Genomic DNA, 16,398 nt, shown 5'->3' with positions numbered 1-16,398 from the left:
CCGCCACCACTGACCCCGAGGTCGGTGGTGGCGGTGGTGTCCGCAGTCGGTCGGGTCAGTTGATGTCGCGGCGGCGCATCGCCCAGAGTGCCCCGCCGAGGACCAGCACGATGCCGACGGTGAACAACGCCGACGAGTGCTGCCAGGTGATGTCCAGCGTGGCCGGCTCACACACGCCGGTGTACGAGTCGTTGCAGGAGCGCCAGTCCTGGAGCTCGACCTTCTTGGTCATCCAGGCGTACGCGTAGGTGGGCAGCAGCCACGCGTCGAGGAAACGCACCTGGATCATGCTCAGCAGCATGGCGATCGCCACCTGACCGACCACCAGCACCCCGATCGCCCCACCGAGCGCCATCGCGGTGTGCCGACCCAACGATGCCAGGGCGAAGCCCACGGTCGCCGCCACCAGCGCCAGCACGATGCCGCGAGCTCCGGTGAGCAGGAACGACTGCCAGACGCCGGAGGTCATCTGCTCGGTGCTGCCGCGCAGGTTGGCGACCAGCCACAGGCTGCCGAACCAGGCCACCGTGGCGGGCAGCGCCAGGGCGAGCAACCCGGTGAGCAGCGCGCCCAGCTTGGTCAGCAGCACGGTCAGCCGTTTTGGTCGCCAGAGCAGCAGGTTCATCATCCCGCCGGTGCTCCACTCGGCGCCGACGAAGGAGGCACCGACCACGAACCCGATCAGGGCCAGGATCGCGGCGAGCGGGATCAGCATGTCGCCGAAGCTGTCCCGGAAGTCGAACGTCGAGGGCAGGAACCACTCCGCCTGGATGTCCTCACGCGCCGGTGCGCTGATGTCGGCGCAGTCGTCCGTCCAGAACTCCTCGCCCGCCGTCTTCGCCCGCTCGCAGGCGGCGCGTTCCTGCTCGGCCCCGCGGACCTGCTCCTGGTGCTGCCGGTCGGCGGCGCGTTCGGCCTCGGCCCACTGGCCGGCGCCGATCTTCTGGTTGCTGAGGAACATGCCGACCACGACGAGGGCCAGCACCAGCAGGCCACCGGCCGTCATGAAGCGGGTGAAGCGCCGCTTGGCCAACCGGCGCAGCTCGGTACGGAAGAGACTCACGCGCCCCAACCTCCTGCGGTGGGCGCGGACGGTGCCGCCCCATCCATTCGTACGGACTGGTCGACCTGCCGGTGCTGACCGGGGACCGGTGCGGTGGCGGTCAGTTCGAGGAAGACGCTCTCCAGGTCCACCGCGATCGGTGCGAGTTCGCTGACGTAGAGGCCCTGCTCGGCGAGGAGCCGGGTGACGGTGGCCGGCTTGTCCACCCCGGCGAGCATCAGGTGGTCGTCGTTCGTGGTGACCCGTACGCCGGCCTGGGTCAGCGCGGCGGCGGCGACCGGCAGGTCGGTCACGGCCTCCAGCCGGACCCGCACCCCGCCGGACGAGTGCTGCGCCAGCACCTCGTCGACCGGGCCGAAGGCGACCCGCCGGCCCAGCGAGATGATGGTGACCGAGTCGCAGATGAGCTGGATCTCGCCGAGGATGTGGCTGGACAGCACCACCGTCATCCCGGACTCGGAGAGGTTGCGCATCAGGGTGCGCATCTCCCGGATGCCGCCCGGGTCGAGGCCGTTGGCCGGCTCGTCCAGGATCAGCAGCCGTGGGTTCTTGAGCAGCGCCGACGCGACCGCCAGTCGCTGCTTCATGCCGAGCGAGTACGTCTTGACCCGCTCCCCGGCCCGGTCGCGCAGGCCGACGAGTTCCAACACCTCGTCGACCCGCTGCGCGGGCACGTCACCGGCGCCGGCCAGCAGCGACAGGGTGTCCTTGGCGCTGAAGTGCGGGAAGAACTGCGGGCTCTCCACGATCGCGCCGACCTGACCGGCGACCTGCGGCAGCGCTGCGGGCACCTCGTGCCCGAGGATCGCCATTCGGCCGCCGTCGGGCCGGATCAGGCCGAGCAGCGTACGCAGTGTGGTGGTCTTGCCCGACCCGTTGGGGCCGAGGAACCCGTGCACCTGCCCCGCCTCGACGCGCATGTCGAAGCCGTCCAAGGCGTTGCGGGTGCCACGTCGTCGGCTCCGGTACGTCTTTCGTAGACCTTCGATTTCCAGGACAGCTGGCAAGCTGCACCTCCCCCGTTGGTGTGTGGGCGACGACGACACCATACGCGGTATGCAGCGGATGACAATACCCGGTATGCACCGCCACGCCGGGAGATGTGTTAGCAGGGGTCCCCTGCTCTACCGGAGACGTTAGGAAGGGGCCCTTCCTTACACGTCAGGCGCAGATGACGTGGACGCCCGCGACGCGGAAGGCATCGACCACCTCGGGTGCCGCACCCGAGTCGGTGACCAGCGTCTCGACCCGGTCCACCGAGCAGATGCGGGCGAAGGCGTGACCGCCCAACTTGGACGAGTCCGCGATGATCACCACCCGCTTGGCCCGGGCCACCATCAGGTTGTTCATCGCCGCCTCGCCCTCGTGGTGGGCGGCGGCGCCGAGCTGCGGATCGATCGCGTCCACGCCGAGCAGCGCCACGTCCAGGGTGACCTCGCGCAGCAGCGCCCCGCCCAGCGGGCCGACCAGCTCGAACGACTTGGGCCGCACCACCCCGCCGGCCACCACGACCTTCATCCGAGACCGGACAAGCAGCTCGTTGGCGATGTTCAGGGCGTTGGTGACCACGGTCAACTGCGCGCCCTCGGCGTTGGTGTTGAGATCCGGGCGGACGGCCAGCGCCCGGGCGACCTCGGTGCTGGTGGTGCCGCCGTTGAGGCCGACCACCGTGCCCGGCGACACCAGCGCCGCGGCGGCGGTGCCGATGCGCTGCTTCTCGGCGGAGTGCTTGGCCGTCTTGTAGCGCAGCGGCAGGTCGTACGAGACGCCGTTGGCGACCGCACCACCCCGGGTACGCGTGATCATCTGCTGCTGGGCGAGCTGGTCGAAGTCGCGGCGGATGGTGGCCTGGGAGACGTCCAGGCGCTCGGCGGCCTCCTCGACGGTGACCCGACCGGAGTCGGTCAGCATTTCGAGCAGGGCGTTCCATCTCGCGTAGCGGTCCACCCCGGAGCCTCCGTCACTGCACGATCCGTGATTGGTTGCGTGCACAGTAGTGCGCGAAACTACGATGTGGCAAAACCTCCGGCTGCGCGTTCACCCCTGCGGTTGCCATTACCACCGCGTTTCGAGCAGAATGGCGCTCGAAAGATGCGGTTAACGAGCTTAATCGCGCAGCTAGCCGCACTGCGCACCTGAGTTGCACCGCGCGACACGTTGCACCACGCGACACGCTGCCCCGCGCAGCGAGCCGGCCTGCGAGGAGTTCTCATGACCTACGTTTCCGCGGAGATCACGAGTCAGCCGGACTGCTGGCGCCAGGCGGCCGAGCTGGCTCCCTCGGTGGTCGACCGGCTACCCCGCACCGGTGAACGGGTCGCCGTCGTCGGCTGCGGCACCTCGTGGTTCATGGCCTCCGCGTACGCGGCCCGCCGCGAGGCCGCCGGGCACGGCGAGACCGACGCCTTCCAGGCCAGCGAGTTCCCCGCCGGCCGACGGTACGACCGGCTGCTGGCGATCACCCGCTCCGGCACCACGACCGAGGTGCTCGACCTGCTCGCCGCGGTACGCGGGCAGATCCCGACCACCGTGCTGGTCGGCGACCCCGCCTCACCGGCGGTCGACATCGCCGACGCCAGCGTCCCCATGCCCTTCGCCGACGAGCGCTCGGTGATCCAGACCCGCTTCCCCACCACCGCGCTGGCGCTGCTCCGCGCCCACCTGGGCGACAACATCACCGCGCTGGTCGCCGACGCGGAGGTCGCGGTCCGCGCTCCGCTGCCGATCGACCCGAGCCTGATCGAGCAGGTCACCTTCCTCGGCCGGGGCTGGACGATCGGACTGGCCCAGGAGGCGGCGCTCAAGTGCCGCGAGGCGGCCACCTTCTGGGCCGAGGCGTACCCGGCGATGGACTACCGGCACGGCCCGATCTCGGTGGCCGCGCCCGGCCGGTTGGTCTGGGCCTTCGGCGAGCTGCCCGACGGGCTGCCCGAGGACGTCGCCGCCACCGGTGCCGCGTTCGCGCACAGCCGCACCCACGGTGTCCGGACCGTGCTCGGCCGCTGGGCCGCCGGGCGTACGCCGGTGGACCCGATGGCCGACCTGATCCTGGCGCAACGCTTCGCCGTCGCCCTGGCCACCAGTCGCGGGCTCGACCCCGACGCACCCCGGCACCTGAGCAGGTCCGTGGTACTCACGTGACCGCAGCACACGAGCGGGTCGTCGTCGCACTCGACGTCGGCGGCACCGGGATGAAGTGCGCGCTGATCCGACCCGACGGTGCCGTGGTGCACGCCGAACGACACCCCACCGAGGCGGCCCGGGGAGCCGAGGCGGTCGTCGACACGATCCTCGCCGTGGCCGAGGGGCTGGCCGACAAGGCCCGCGCCGACGGCCTCGCCCCGGCCGCGCTCGGCATCGTGGTGCCGGGCGTCGTCGACGAGGCACGCGGCGTCGCGGTCTGGTCGGCGAACGTGGGCTTCCGGGACGTACCCCTGCGGGCGCTGGCCACGGCACGGCTCGGCCTGCCCACGGCGCTCGGGCACGACGTGCGGGCCGGCGGACTCGCCGAGGCGCGCCTCGGGGCCGGTCGCGACGCCGGGCACGTGCTGTTCGTGGCCATCGGCACGGGCATCGCCGCCGCACACGTGGTCGCCGGATCGGCCGCCACCGGCGCGCACGGCGCGGCCGGCGAACTCGGCCACATCCTGGTCCGCCCGGACGGCCCGCCCTGTGGCTGCGGCCGGGCCGGCTGCCTGGAGTCGATCGCCTCCGCCTCGGCCGTCGCCCGCCGCTACGCCGCACTCACCACCGCCGCCAGCACGTCGGTCATCGACGGGTCCGCCACCACGCCGGCCACCGACGGGTCCGACGCCGAACACGCCGGGTCGAGCGCCGCCACCGACCGCGCCGGGTCGGACGGCGGGTCCGCCACCGGCTCGGGTACGCGGCAGACGATGGTGAGCGCCGCCGAGGTGGCCGCCCGCGCGGCGGCCGGTGAGGAGATCGCCAGTCGGGTCTGGCGGGAGGCCGTCGCGGCGCTGGCCGACGGATTGGCCACCGGCCAGGCCCTCTTCGACGTGGAGACGATCGTCCTGGGCGGTGGGCTCGCCCAGGCCGGTGCCGGGCTGTTCGACCCGCTGCGTACGGCGCTGCGGGACCGGCTGACGTTCCACCGGGAGCCGCGACTGGTCCCGGCCGCCCTCGGCGACGAGGCGGGCTGCCTCGGTGCCGCCCTGCTCGCCCTCGACCAGTTGGAGACGTGATGACCGAACGGGTTAACGGCAAGGTGGTCACCCCGAGCGGGGTGGTCCGGCAGGGTTGCGTCGAGGTCAGGGGTGACCGGATCAGCGCTGTCGCCGAGTACCCGTCGGTCCGGGACGGCCACTGGGTGGTGCCCGGTTTCGTCGACATGCACACCCACGGCGGCGGTGGGCACACCTTCACCACCGGCGACGCCGACCAGGCCCGCGCCGCCGCCGCGTTCCACCTGCGGCACGGCACCACCAGCCTGCTCGCCAGCCTGGTCAGCGCGCCGTTCGACCTGATGCGCTCGGCCACCACCGCGTTCGCGCCGCTGGTGGGCGACGGCGTGCTGGCCGGTATCCACTTCGAGGGGCCGTACCTGTCCGCCGCCCGGTGCGGCGCGCAGAACCCGGAGTTCCTCCGCGACCCGTCCACCGACGAGCTGGACGAGTTGATCAAGCTCGGTGACGGGGCCATCCGGATGGTCACCCTCGCCCCGGAGCGCCCCGGCGCGCTGGAGGCCATCGAGCTGCTCACCCGGCACGGCGTGGTCGCTGCGGTGGGACACACCGACGCGACGTACGAGCAGACCGTGGCCGCGGTGGCGGCCGGGGCGAACGTCGGCACCCACCTGTTCAACGGGATGCGTCCGGTGCACCACCGCGAGCCGGGGCCGGTGGTGGCGTTGCTGACCGCGCCCAACGTGGTGTGCGAGCTGGTCGCCGACGGGGTGCACCTGCACCAGGGCACGTTGACCTTCGCCACCGGCACCGCCGGCCCGGAGCGCTGTGCGCTGATCACCGACGCGATGGCCGCCGCCGGGATGCCCGACGGCGAGTACGAGTTGGGCGGGCAGGCGGTGACCGTGACCGGCGGCGAGGCCCGGCTGGCCCGGGACGGCGCGATCGCCGGCAGCACCCTGACCATGGACGCGGCGCTGCGCAACGCGGTGTCCGCCGGGGTCCCGGTGCCCGACGCGGTCCGCATGGTGTCCACCACGCCGGCCCTCGCGATCGGCCTCGCCGACCAGGTCGGCGCTCTCCAGCCCGGCCTGCGCGCCGATCTGGTGGTGCTCGACGACGACCTGCGGGTCGTCCGGGTGATGCGCGGCGGCGCCTGGGTCGAGTGACCCGACCGGGGTCAGCGGGGCGCCGGGATCTCCACGCCGAGCACCGCCTGCTCGTCGGGGCGGTGCACCAGCACGTCGCCGAGGAACGAGTGCACCGCGTGCCGCATTCCGACGTCCCGGCCAGCCTCCTCGGAGAGCAGCCACTTGTGCTCGATGATCTGCGCGAACAGCTCCTGCGGCTCCAACTTGCGCCGCAGGTGCGCGGGCACGGCGCGGACCACCGGCTCGAACACCTCGGTCAACCAGCGGTGCGCGGCCTGCTGCTCGTCGATCAGGTCGCTCTCCGCCCGGTACGCGTCGAGGTCGTTCAACAGCCTGCGGGCCTGGTTCTCCTCGGCGTCCAGACCGGTGAGCCGGAGCAGTCGCCGGTGGTGGTAGCCGGCGTCGACCACCTTCGGCCGGATCAGGTACCGCCCGTTGTCGATCGTCGACATGGCCACCTCGGCCACGTCGAAGCCCAACTCGTTCAGCCGCCGGATGCGTCCCTCGACGTCGTGTCGGGCGTCCCGCTCCACCTGCTGCTCGTAGGTGATCTCGTGCCAGAGCCGCTCGTACCGCTGCACGACCTCCTCGCAGACCACCTCCGGGTCGATCGAGTCGTGCAGCAGGCCGGCGGCGGCGAGGTCGAGCGCCTCGCCGAAGATGTTGACTCGGGCGATCTCCAGGTCCTCACCGCGCTGGCCGTTGGAGAGCGCGCTACGCAGCGCCCCGGTCTCGGCGTCGACCAGGTATGCGGCGAACGCGCCCGCGTCCCGCCGGAACAGCGTGTTCGACAGCGAGCAGTCGCCCCAGAAGAAGCCGGTCAGGTGCATCCGGACCAGCAGCGCGGCGAGCGCGTCCAGCAGGCGGCCCATCGTCTCCGGCCGCAGCGTGTGCGAGAACAACGCCCGGTACGGCAGGGAGAACTGGAGGTGGCGGGTGATCAGCACCGGGTCGAGCGGTTCACCGGCGTCGGACTGCCGGTCGGCGACGATCGCCACCGCCTCCACCGACGGGAAGTCGATCCGTTCCAGCGCCCGCAGCAGGTCGTACTCCCGCTCGGCCACCCGCTCGCCGGTCTCCTTGACCGCGTAGACGAACCCGCCGAGGCGTACGAAGCGCACCACGTGCCGGGAGATGCCCTGCGGCAGCGCGACCAGGTGTTCGGCCGGCCACTCCTCCAGCGGTGTCGACCAGGGCAGGTCGAGCAACGCCGGGTCTACGAGGGCCGAAGTGATCCGCACGGCGTCAAGTCTGACGGCTCGCCGCCCGGAACGCTTCCCCGCGTGGTCGGCCCCACAGTGCCGAGGCGGAGGCGCGGTCCGTCCGTCCGGGCGGGCCGGTAGCGTGGCGGGGTGCGGGAAACGACACCCCGGAGGCTGCGCCCGGCGCCGGTACGCCCGGCCGGCTGGTGGTTCGACGCCCTGCTGATCGCCGGGTTCGCGGCGCTGACCGCAGTGCTCGCCACCGGCCGGTACTACGGTCTCGACCTCGCGGTGAGCGAGTGGGCCTTCGCCCACGCACCGACCCCGGTGTACTGGATCGCCCGGGCGTTCAACCTGCTCGGTCAGGGCGGCGGGCTGTTGCTGCCGCTCTCCGGCGGACTGGCCGTGGCGGTGGCCTGGCGGCGCCGTACGATCCGGCCGTTCCTGCTGGTGGGGGCCGCCTTCGTGATCACCATGCTGACGATCGGCCCGCTCAAGCTCTGGACCGACCGGGCCGCCCCGACCGCCTCGGTCAAGGAGCCGTTCCTGGCACCGGAGGAGGCGGTGCAGATCTTCCACGCACTGCCACCGGATGTCTACTCACTGTCGTACCCGTCGGGCCACGTGGCCAACGCGATCGTCTGGTACGGCGTGATCGCCGTGCTGCTGCTCTCGCTGACCGCCGGCCGGCTCCCGACCGGGCTCTACCGGCTGGTCCGGTACGCGCCCCCGGCGATCCTGCTGGTCACCACCACGTACCTGAACTTCCACTGGCTCACCGACGGCCTGGCCGCCCTGCTGCTGGGCCTGCTGCTGGACCGGCTGCTGCACCGGGTGCCCTGGGACGGGCTACCGCTCCCCGGTCGGCTACGCGATTGGAGCGCTCCGTTCACCGAACTCCCCTAGGCTGCCGCCGTGGAACGGTTGGCACGGCGGTTGGGCGTACCGGATGCGGTCGTCATCGGTCTGGGGTCGATGCTCGGCGCGGGCGTCTTCGTGGTCTTCGCACCGGCCGCTGCGGCAGCCGGCGGCACCGGGCTGCTGGTCGCGCTGGCGCTGGCCGGTGCCGTGGCGTTCTGCAACGCGACCAGCTCGGCCCGGCTGGCGGCCCACTACCCGGAGTCCGGCGGCACCTACGTCTACGGCCGGGAACGGCTCAGCCCGTTCGCCGGCTTCGTCGCCGGCTGGGGATTCGTGGTCGGCAAGACGGCCAGTTGCGCGGCGATGGCGCTGACCGTCGGGGCGTACCTCTGGCCCGGGCAGACCCGGCTCGTGGCCGTCGCCGCCGTCGTCGCGGTGACCGGCGTGAACCTGCGCGGGGTCGCCAAGACCGCCACCGCCACCCGGGTCCTGGTGCTGGTCGTGCTGGCGGTGCTGGCCCTGGTCGCGGTGGCCGGCGCGACCGGCGTCCAGATCGACCGGATCGACCAGCCCGGCGGCTCCGCGCGGGGTGTGCTCACCGCCGCCGGGCTGCTCTTCTTCGCCTTCGCCGGGTACGCCCGGATCGCCACCCTCGGTGAGGAGGTGCGCGAGCCGGAGCGGACCATCCCTCGGGCGGTGCCGCTGGCGCTCGGCCTGGTGCTGGTGATCTATCTGGTGCTGGCCGTGATCGCACTCGGAGTGCTCGGGCCCGACCGGCTCGCCGGATCCACCGCACCGCTGGCCGACGTGGTGAGCGCCGCCGGGCTGCCCGGCCTGGCGTGGGTGGTCCGCGCCGGGGCGACCGTCGCGGTGACCGGGGTGCTGCTGTCGCTGCTGGCCGGGGTGGGCCGCACCACGCTGGCGATGGCCCGCCGCCGCGACCTGCCCGCCGCCCTGGCGGCCGTGCACCCCGTACACCGGGTGCCGCACCGCGCCGAACTGGCCGTCGCCGCCGTGGTGATCCTGGTGGTGGCGCTCGGCGACGTCCGGGCCGCGATCGGCTTCTCCAGCGTGACCGTGCTGGTCTACTACGCGATCACCAACGCGGCGGCACTGACCCTCGGCCGGGACCCGGCACGGAGGCTGCCGGTGCGGGCGCTCGCGGTGGTGGGCCTGGTCGGCTGCATCCTGCTCGCGGTCAACCTGCCCCTGACCAGCGTGCTCGCCGGCCTCGGGGTACTCGCCCTCGGTGCCGCCTGGTACGCGCTGCGCCCCACCCGCGCCTGACCCGAGCTGCTCACTCGGTGGTGGCCGGTGCCGTCACTCATCGGCCTCGCGCGGGACCGGCGGGCCGGTCTGTGCCGGTGGCTCCGGCTCGGGCGGCGCGACCTCGCGGAGCAGGGAGTTCAGCCCGGCGCGGCGGGCCATCACGGTCAGCCGGTCGCCCGCCGAGACCATCATCCGCCGGTCCGGCGACCAGTCGAGACGCTGCCCGACCCGGGCGTGCGCGAGCAACCGGACGCTGCCCGGTCGGCCGACGCTGGCGAGTGTCCGGCCGTCCAGCCTCGAACCGGCCGCCACCGCGACCTCGGTCACCAGCAACGCGTGCCGACCCACCGGGATGGTGGCGATCACCGCGCGGTCCAGCAGGGCCGCCGCGAACGACGGTGCTGCCAGGTAGGAGACGCTGCGGGAGGTGCCGATGCCGAAGGCCCGCTGCACCCGCTCGGCGAAGTCGCCGTCGAAGAGCCGCAGCACCACCCGGAGCTGGTCGTTCACGGTCCGGCCGTTCAGCGCCGCCCGCAGGTTGGCGCCGTCGTCGGTGGAGACCACCACCAGCGCCTGGCAGGTGGCGACCGAGGCGGCGCGCAGCGTCTCCTCCTGCGCCGCGTCGCCCACCACCAGCGGTACGCCCAGCCGCCGGGCCAACCCGGCACCCCGGGCGTCGGCGTTGCTGTCGATCGCGACCACCTCGACGCCGAAGTCGTTGAGCTGGGCCATCACCCGGGTGCCGATGTTGCCCAACCCGACCACCACGACGTGCCCGGAACGCTCGATGAAGTTCCGCCCGGCGTGCAGGGCCAGCCGCGCCCGGACCACGCCGTCGACGACCACCGCCGTGATCAGTGGGATCAGGGCCACCCCGGCGAGGTTGAGCAGCACCTGCATCGCCTGCACGACGCCGCCCTTGTCGGTGTTCGGGTCCTGACCGCTGAGCGTGGTGACCATGGTCAGGTAGAGCCCTTCGGCCCAGGGGACGTGGTCGGCGCGCCCGTAGAGCCCGCCGAGCGCGGCGATCACGGCGAGCAGCACGAACACCGCGATGCCGATCTTGCGGGTGGCGAAGCCCCGCACGGCCCCGAGGAACATCGCGACCGGGCGTCGCCGACGTCGGGCGCGGACCAGCCGGCGGGCGGCCAACTCGGTGCCGGCCGGACGGCCGACGGCCTCCGCGAGCACCACGTCGGCGTCCTCGTCGTCGGCGGGAAGCACCAGGTCCTGCTGGGAGTCGCGGGTGTCGGCCACCCCGCAGACGATCTCGCTCGGGCGTACGTCGTCGCGGCGGGCCACGTACAGGGTGCGCCCGCCGTGCCGGAAGTGCGTCGGCGCGACCTCGCCCAGCGCGGCGGCCACGAAGGCCGGGGCGGCCATCGAGGCGTCGGAGAGCACCGACGAATCGGGGAAGATCTGCCGTACGCCGTTGGCCAGGCCGGTGTTGAACATCCGCACGACCAGCCGCAGCCGGGGCTCGACCTCCTGTGCGCAGAGGGCGGCCTGCATGTTGCCCACGTCGTCCTGGTGCAGCAGGGCCAGCCCGGCCGCACCGGCCAGCCCGGCCCGGCGGAACGTGGCCTCGTCCAGCCGGTCGGCCGGGATCACCTCGATGCCGGGCAGGTCACGCCCGTCCGGGCCGGGTGACCGCTGTCGCTCGGGCACGATCAGGGTGATCCGCAGCCGCCCGGCCTGCGTCTCGGCGGCCAGCATCGCCCGCACCACCCAGTACGCCAGGGGATCCTGGCCGCAGACCACGTAGTGCGCCCGTGGCTCCCCGTTGACCCGCAACCGGCGGCCTGCCCGCCGGGCGCGATCGAGCAGCGGCTCCGCCATGCTTCGCATGGTAAACAGCCGGTCGCAGTCCGCGCAGCCCCGCGACGATCATGCAGGTCCCGGCCCGGCATGTCCGGGTCGTGGACGGGTACGGCAGCCCCATGCAGACCTTCCTGCCGTACCCGGACTTCCTGGCCAGCGCCGGCACGCTGGACCAACGGCGGCTCGGCAAGCAGCGGGTGGAGGCGATCCAGGTGCTGCGTGGGCTGACCCGCCCCGGGTACGGCTGGCGTCACCATCCCGCTGTCAAGATGTGGACCGGTTACGAGGAGGCCCTCACCCGCTACGGGCTGGACGTCTGCGCGGTCTGGCGTGCGACCGGACGGGCCGACACCTGCGCCACCACGTTGACCGCCGACCTCGCCGCCGCCCGGGGCATCGAACGGGTCCGTACCCAGCAGGAGTTGGCCGAGGCCGGCGAACTGCCGCCCTGGCTGGGCCGCGCCGACCTGCACCTGAGCCACCGCTCGTCGCTGCTGCGCAAGGATCCCGCGCACTACCGCCCGATCTTCGGCGACGACACCCCCACCGACGTCGAGTACGTCTGGCCGGCGTCCGACCGGTGAAAGGAAGGGTCCCCTGCTAACGCCTCGTGTATTACAAGGGCCCCCTGCTAACACGAGAGCGCACCGGCACGTACGGCGGCACCGAGCGCACCGGCACGTACGGCGGTGCCGACCCCCGTCGGGCAGACTGAGGGGCCATCGGGAGGTGCGGTGTGAAGCTGTCACAGGTGTTCGGTCGGCTCATCGGCGTACGGCCGCACCAGGTCGACCCGGGCGGCGGTGGCGCGACCCGGGTGCCGCATCCGGTGCAGGCGGTCGTGATCGGTGGCGGCATCGCCGGGATGTCGGCGGCGGTGGTGCTCGCCGAACGCGGTGTCGAGGTGACGGTGCTGGAGGCCGCACCGACGCTCGGCGGCCGGCTCGGCGCCTGGCCCGACACCCTCGCGGACGGTACCCCGCAGGTCGACGAGCACGGCTTCCACGCCTTCTTCCGGCAGTACTACAACTGGCGCAACATCCTGCGTCGCGTCGATCCGACGCTCCGCTTCCTGCGCCCGGTGCCCGGCTATCCGGTGCTCAGCGCGCAGTGGCCGACCGAGGAGTTCGGACGGTTGCCACCCGCACCGCCAGCCAACCTGCTCACCCTGTTGGCCCGCAGCCCCAGCCTGCGACTGCGTGACCTGCGCACGATGGACCGCGACGCGGCCCTGCCGCTGCTGACCTACCATCCGGAGCGCACCTACGCCGAGTTCGACCACCGCACCGCCGACGAACTGCTCACCTCGCTGCGGCTGCCGGACCGGGCGCGGGCCATGCTCTTCGAGGTCTTCTCGCACTCGTTCTTCAACCACGAGGCGCAGATGTCGGCCGCCGAGATGATCGCCCAGTTCCACTTCTATCTGCTCGGCAACCCCGAGGGGCTGGCCTTCGACTGCCCGGACGAGGACTACGCCACCGCGATCTGGCAGCCGCTGACCCGGCACCTGGAACGCCACGGCGGTCGCGTGCACACCGGTGTCGCGGCGACCGCGCTGGACCGCGAGGGCACCGGCTGGCGGGTACGCACCAGTGACGGCTCGTACCCGGCCCGGCACGTGGTGCTGGCCCTCGACCCGCCGGCGCTGGCCGACCTGGTCGCCGCCTCCCCGACACTGGCCGAGGCGGCACCGGCCATGGCGGCGGCGATGCCCGCGTACGGTCGGCCCGGTCCGCCGTACGCGGTGGCGAGGCACTGGTGCGACGGGGACGTGGACCCGGGTCGGGCGACCTTCAACGGGGTGTCCCGCCAGTCCACCCTGGACTCGGTGACGCTGTACCACCGGCTGGAGGAGGAGCCGCGACGCTGGGCCGCGCAGACCGGCGGCTCGGTGATCGAGCTGCACGCGTACGCCTGCGATCCGGACGTGCCCGCCGACGAGCTGGCCGACCGGATGTGGGCCGACCTGGGCGCGCTCTGGCCGGAGACGCACCGGCTGCGGGTCCGCGAGCGGCGCGCCCGGGTGGAGGCCAAGGCCCCCGCCTTCACCCCCGGCAGCCATCCCGGACGGCCCGGGGTACGCACCGAGGCCGCCGGGCTCTACCTGGCTGGCGACGGCATTCGCACCGACTTCCCGAGCGCGCTGATGGAGCGGTCCGCGGCCACCGGCATCCTGGCCGCGAACCACATCCTGCGGGCCGAGGGCGGCGCGGCCGAGCCGATCCACTCGGTACGCCCCCGGGGCCTGCTCGCCCGCCCCTGAGCCGCCGGGTCTCGTCCGCCCCTGACCGACCCGGGCCAGGGCGGGACGGGTCAGGGAGGACGGGTCAGTCGGCCGTCGGCGGGGTCCAGCCGAAGCGGGCCGGACGGCGTTCGTGGAAGGCCGCGACGCCCTCCCGGGCCTCGCCGCTGTCCCGCGCCTGCCCGTGCCACCAGGCGATGCGGTCGGCGTCGGCTCGACCGTCCACGATCTCCTTGGCGGCGGCCACGCTGAGCTGCGAGCGTTCGGCGATCGTCGCGGTGAGCCCGGCGACCCGGACGGCCAGGTCGGCGCCGGGAAGCATCTCGTCCACCAGGCCGGTGCGCAGCGCCCGGTCGGCGTCGACCAGCTCACCGGTGTAGAGCAGATGCTTGGCCGTCGACGGGCCGACCAGCCGGGTCAGCCGTCGGGTGGCCGGCGCCGGATAGACCAGGCCGAGCCGCGCAGGTGGTACGCCGAACCGCGCGTCGTCGGCGGCCAGCCGCAGGTCACAGGCGACGGCCAGCAGGCAGCCACCGCCGACGCAGGCACCCCGCACGGCGGCGACGGTCGGCTTGGCGAAGTCGGCCAGCCGCCGCTCCGCCACGTCCACCACGTTGCCGTCGCCCGGGTTCAGCACCTCGTCGAGGTCACCGAGATCGGCACCGGCGCAGAAGGTGCCGTCCGCGCCGGTGAGCACCAGGACGCGTACCGCCGGATCGGCCGCCAGGCCGTCGAGCAGCACCGGGAGCTGCCGCCACATCGCCGTCGTCATCGCGTTGCGGCGGCCCGGGTTGCGGATCACCACCGTGGCCACCGCGCCGGTCACCTCGACGACGAGTTCCGCGTCCGCCACCACCCACCCCCTTCGACGGCCTGAGGGTAACCCGCACCGGCCCCGCGCCCGTCCGGTGAACCGAGCTGTACGCCTGGTAGCTGCCCGGCATTCACCGACGGGCCGCCTCGGCGGACCCGTTTCGACCGGCACTCCTGCCGATAGCGGCAGACCGTCACCGGGCCCAGCGCCACGCCAAGGGCGCGCCGAGGACGTACGTCCGCCGGTGCCCGAGGGACCAGGCGGACGGTAAACAGCCCGCCTGAGCGCCCGGCTACGACGAGGTGTCGCCCGGTGTTCCGTGCGCGATACGGATGGAGCCCCCGGCCGGGATCGAACCGGCGACATCCCGCTTACAAGGCGGGTGCTCTGGCCAGCTGAGCTACAGGGGCGTTGTTTCCCGGTCAGCATAGCGACCGACGTCTGCTTTTCCCGCTCGGCAGGGGTCCCGAGCACGGGAAACGTCAACATCCCGACCTGCGGGCGTCGATTCGTGTCCGACCGTGCCCGAGTGACCGGAATGCGAATGCTCTCAGTCCCATGCATCGTCCCGAACCTTGGCATTGCGGCGAAAGCCGTTTACCGTGCAGTGACACGGACGACACCGGGGTTTTCCTCACGTCGTCCGTGGCACCGGTACGGGGCTCCCGTGCCGGTTGCTCCTTCACTCGGATCGTCCGGCACGTTCCTGCCGGTGAAAGGAAGCGCACCCCCTCATGGCTACGGTCACGTACGCGAAGGCGTCCCGGATCTACCCGGGCACCGAACGCCCCGCGGTCAACCAGCTCGACCTCCAGATCGGCGACGGGGAGTTCCTCGTCCTGGTCGGCCCCTCCGGTTGCGGTAAGTCCACCAGCCTGCGCATGCTCGCCGGCCTGGAGGACGTCGACGACGGCGCGATCTACATCGACGACCGGGACGTCACGCACCTCCCGCCGAAGGCCCGCGACATCGCGATGGTCTTCCAGAACTACGCTCTGTACCCGCACATGACGGTGTACGAGAACATGGCGTTCGCGCTCAAGCTGCGCAAGACCTCCAAGGCCGAGATCGACCGTCGGGTCAAGGAGGCGGCGGCGCTGCTCCAGCTGGAGGAGTACCTCAGCCGCAAGCCCAAGGCGCTCTCCGGTGGTCAGCGCCAGCGTGTCGCGATGGGCCGCGCCATCGTCCGGGAGCCCCAGGTCTTCCTCATGGACGAGCCGCTGTCGAACCTCGACGCCAAGCTCCGGGTGCAGACCCGTACCCAGATCGCCTCGCTGCAGGCCAAGCTCGGCGTCACCACCGTCTACGTGACGCACGACCAGGTCGAGGCCATGACCATGGGTCACCGGGTGGCGGTCATGCTCGACGGTGTGCTCCAGCAGGTGGACACCCCGCGTGCGCTCTACGACACCCCGGCCAACGTCTTCGTCGCCGGCTTCATGGGCTCGCCCGCGATGAACATCAAGACCGTGCCGCTCACCGAGCAGGGCGCGGCGTTCGCCGAGCTGTTCGTCCCGCTGACCCGCGAGCAGGCCGAGGCGGCCCGCGCCGAGGGTGGCGACGGCAAGGTCACCGTGGGCTTCCGCCCGGAGGACTGCGACATCGTCAGCCCGACCGAGGGCGGCATGCCGGTCGTCGTCGAGCTGGTCGAGGACCTCGGTTCGGACGCCAACGTCTACGGGCACGCCGCCCTGGACGGCTCCTCCGAGCGCTTCGTGGTGCGGACCGACCGGCAGCACAGCCCGAACATGGGCGACACGATCTTCGTGAAGCCGCGTACCGGCCGCAGCCACGTCTTCCACGCCGCCAACGGCAAGCGGATCTGACGTA

The 16,398-nt window shown here is 72.6% G+C and carries 14 protein-coding genes and 1 tRNA gene; 8 read left to right on the top strand and 7 right to left on the bottom strand.

Features of this window, described 5'->3' with window-relative positions; all coding sequences use genetic code 11:
* Nucleotides 1-55 precede the first annotated feature (55 nt).
* The 3 genes from ABT008_RS25890 to ABT008_RS25880 all read right to left on the bottom strand — a co-directional run bounded on the left by ABT008_RS25890 (nt 56) and on the right by ABT008_RS25880 (nt 3,010).
* Nucleotides 56-1,063 carry an ABC transporter permease subunit gene (locus ABT008_RS25890; RefSeq protein ID WP_350699259.1) on the bottom strand — a complete coding sequence of 336 codons (1,008 nt, stop codon included), beginning with the start codon at nt 1,061-1,063 and terminating at the stop codon, nt 56-58.
* On the bottom strand, nt 1,060-2,070 hold the full coding sequence (locus ABT008_RS25885) for an ABC transporter ATP-binding protein (protein WP_350699257.1): 1,011 nt from the start codon (nt 2,068-2,070) through the stop codon (nt 1,060-1,062). Before ABT008_RS25885 ends, ABT008_RS25890 begins: the two co-directional genes overlap by 4 nt.
* A 154-nt stretch (nt 2,071-2,224) precedes the next feature.
* A complete protein-coding gene (locus ABT008_RS25880) occupies nt 2,225-3,010 on the bottom strand; it encodes a DeoR/GlpR family DNA-binding transcription regulator (RefSeq protein WP_350699255.1) in 786 nt (261 codons plus the stop codon).
* Nucleotides 3,011-3,274: 264 nt separating this feature from the next.
* Between ABT008_RS25880 and ABT008_RS25875 the strand changes: the two genes are divergently transcribed.
* Genes ABT008_RS25875 through nagA form a run of 3 tightly spaced genes read left to right on the top strand, consistent with a single transcriptional unit; the run spans nt 3,275 to nt 6,377 of the window.
* Nucleotides 3,275-4,204, top strand: coding sequence for an SIS domain-containing protein (locus ABT008_RS25875; RefSeq protein ID WP_350699253.1), 930 nt, complete (start codon nt 3,275-3,277; stop codon nt 4,202-4,204).
* Complete coding sequence (locus ABT008_RS25870) at nt 4,201-5,268, top strand: ROK family protein (RefSeq protein ID WP_350699252.1); 1,068 nt, start codon at nt 4,201-4,203, stop codon at nt 5,266-5,268. Before ABT008_RS25875 ends, ABT008_RS25870 begins: the two co-directional genes overlap by 4 nt.
* Complete coding sequence (gene nagA, locus ABT008_RS25865) at nt 5,268-6,377, top strand: N-acetylglucosamine-6-phosphate deacetylase (protein ID WP_350699250.1); 1,110 nt, start codon at nt 5,268-5,270, stop codon at nt 6,375-6,377. The genes ABT008_RS25870 and nagA overlap by 1 nt, the downstream gene beginning before the upstream one ends.
* A gap of 11 nt (nt 6,378-6,388) precedes the next feature.
* On the opposite strand, the gene ABT008_RS25860 is transcribed toward nagA, so the two are convergent.
* Nucleotides 6,389-7,600, bottom strand: coding sequence for a DUF4032 domain-containing protein (locus ABT008_RS25860; protein WP_350699248.1), 1,212 nt, complete (start codon nt 7,598-7,600; stop codon nt 6,389-6,391).
* 135 nt (nt 7,601-7,735) lie between these two features.
* Here ABT008_RS25860 and ABT008_RS25855 point away from each other — a divergent pair, with 135 nt between their 5' ends.
* A complete protein-coding gene (locus tag ABT008_RS25855; RefSeq protein WP_350699342.1) occupies nt 7,736-8,467 on the top strand; it encodes a phosphatase PAP2 family protein in 732 nt (243 codons plus the stop codon).
* Between the two features lie 9 nt (nt 8,468-8,476).
* The gene (locus tag ABT008_RS25850; RefSeq protein ID WP_350699246.1) at nt 8,477-9,709 is read left to right on the top strand and encodes an APC family permease; all 1,233 of its coding nucleotides are present in this window, start codon (nt 8,477-8,479) and stop codon (nt 9,707-9,709) included.
* Nucleotides 9,710-9,742: 33 nt separating this feature from the next.
* Here ABT008_RS25850 and ABT008_RS25845 read toward each other — a convergent pair whose 3' ends face one another.
* Nucleotides 9,743-11,530: a potassium channel family protein gene (locus ABT008_RS25845; protein ID WP_502890508.1), complete on the bottom strand. Its 1,788-nt coding sequence runs from the start codon at nt 11,528-11,530 to the stop codon at nt 9,743-9,745.
* Between the two features lie 101 nt (nt 11,531-11,631).
* Here ABT008_RS25845 and ABT008_RS25840 point away from each other — a divergent pair, with 101 nt between their 5' ends.
* The gene (locus tag ABT008_RS25840; RefSeq protein WP_350699242.1) at nt 11,632-12,096 is read left to right on the top strand and encodes an MSMEG_6728 family protein; all 465 of its coding nucleotides are present in this window, start codon (nt 11,632-11,634) and stop codon (nt 12,094-12,096) included.
* Nucleotides 12,097-12,248: 152 nt separating this feature from the next.
* Nucleotides 12,249-13,775: a hydroxysqualene dehydroxylase gene (locus tag ABT008_RS25835; RefSeq protein ID WP_350699240.1), complete on the top strand. Its 1,527-nt coding sequence runs from the start codon at nt 12,249-12,251 to the stop codon at nt 13,773-13,775.
* A 64-nt stretch (nt 13,776-13,839) separates the two neighbouring features.
* Here the strand turns inward: ABT008_RS25835 and ABT008_RS25830 are convergent, their stop codons facing one another.
* Nucleotides 13,840-14,607: an enoyl-CoA hydratase/isomerase family protein gene (locus ABT008_RS25830; RefSeq protein ID WP_350699239.1), complete on the bottom strand. Its 768-nt coding sequence runs from the start codon at nt 14,605-14,607 to the stop codon at nt 13,840-13,842.
* A gap of 294 nt (nt 14,608-14,901) precedes the next feature.
* Nucleotides 14,902-14,978: transfer RNA gene (locus ABT008_RS25825), tRNA-Thr, on the bottom strand.
* A 324-nt stretch (nt 14,979-15,302) separates the two neighbouring features.
* Between ABT008_RS25825 and ABT008_RS25820 the strand changes: the two genes are divergently transcribed.
* On the top strand, nt 15,303-16,394 hold the full coding sequence (locus tag ABT008_RS25820; RefSeq protein WP_350699237.1) for an ABC transporter ATP-binding protein: 1,092 nt from the start codon (nt 15,303-15,305) through the stop codon (nt 16,392-16,394).
* Nucleotides 16,395-16,398 lie beyond the last annotated feature (4 nt).

The organism is Micromonospora sp. NPDC002389, from assembly GCF_040296095.1.
Taxonomy (GTDB): Bacteria; Actinomycetota; Actinomycetes; order Mycobacteriales; family Micromonosporaceae; genus Micromonospora.
Note: the sequence above shows the minus strand (reverse complement) of the source record. Positions and strands in the feature narration are given on the sequence as shown.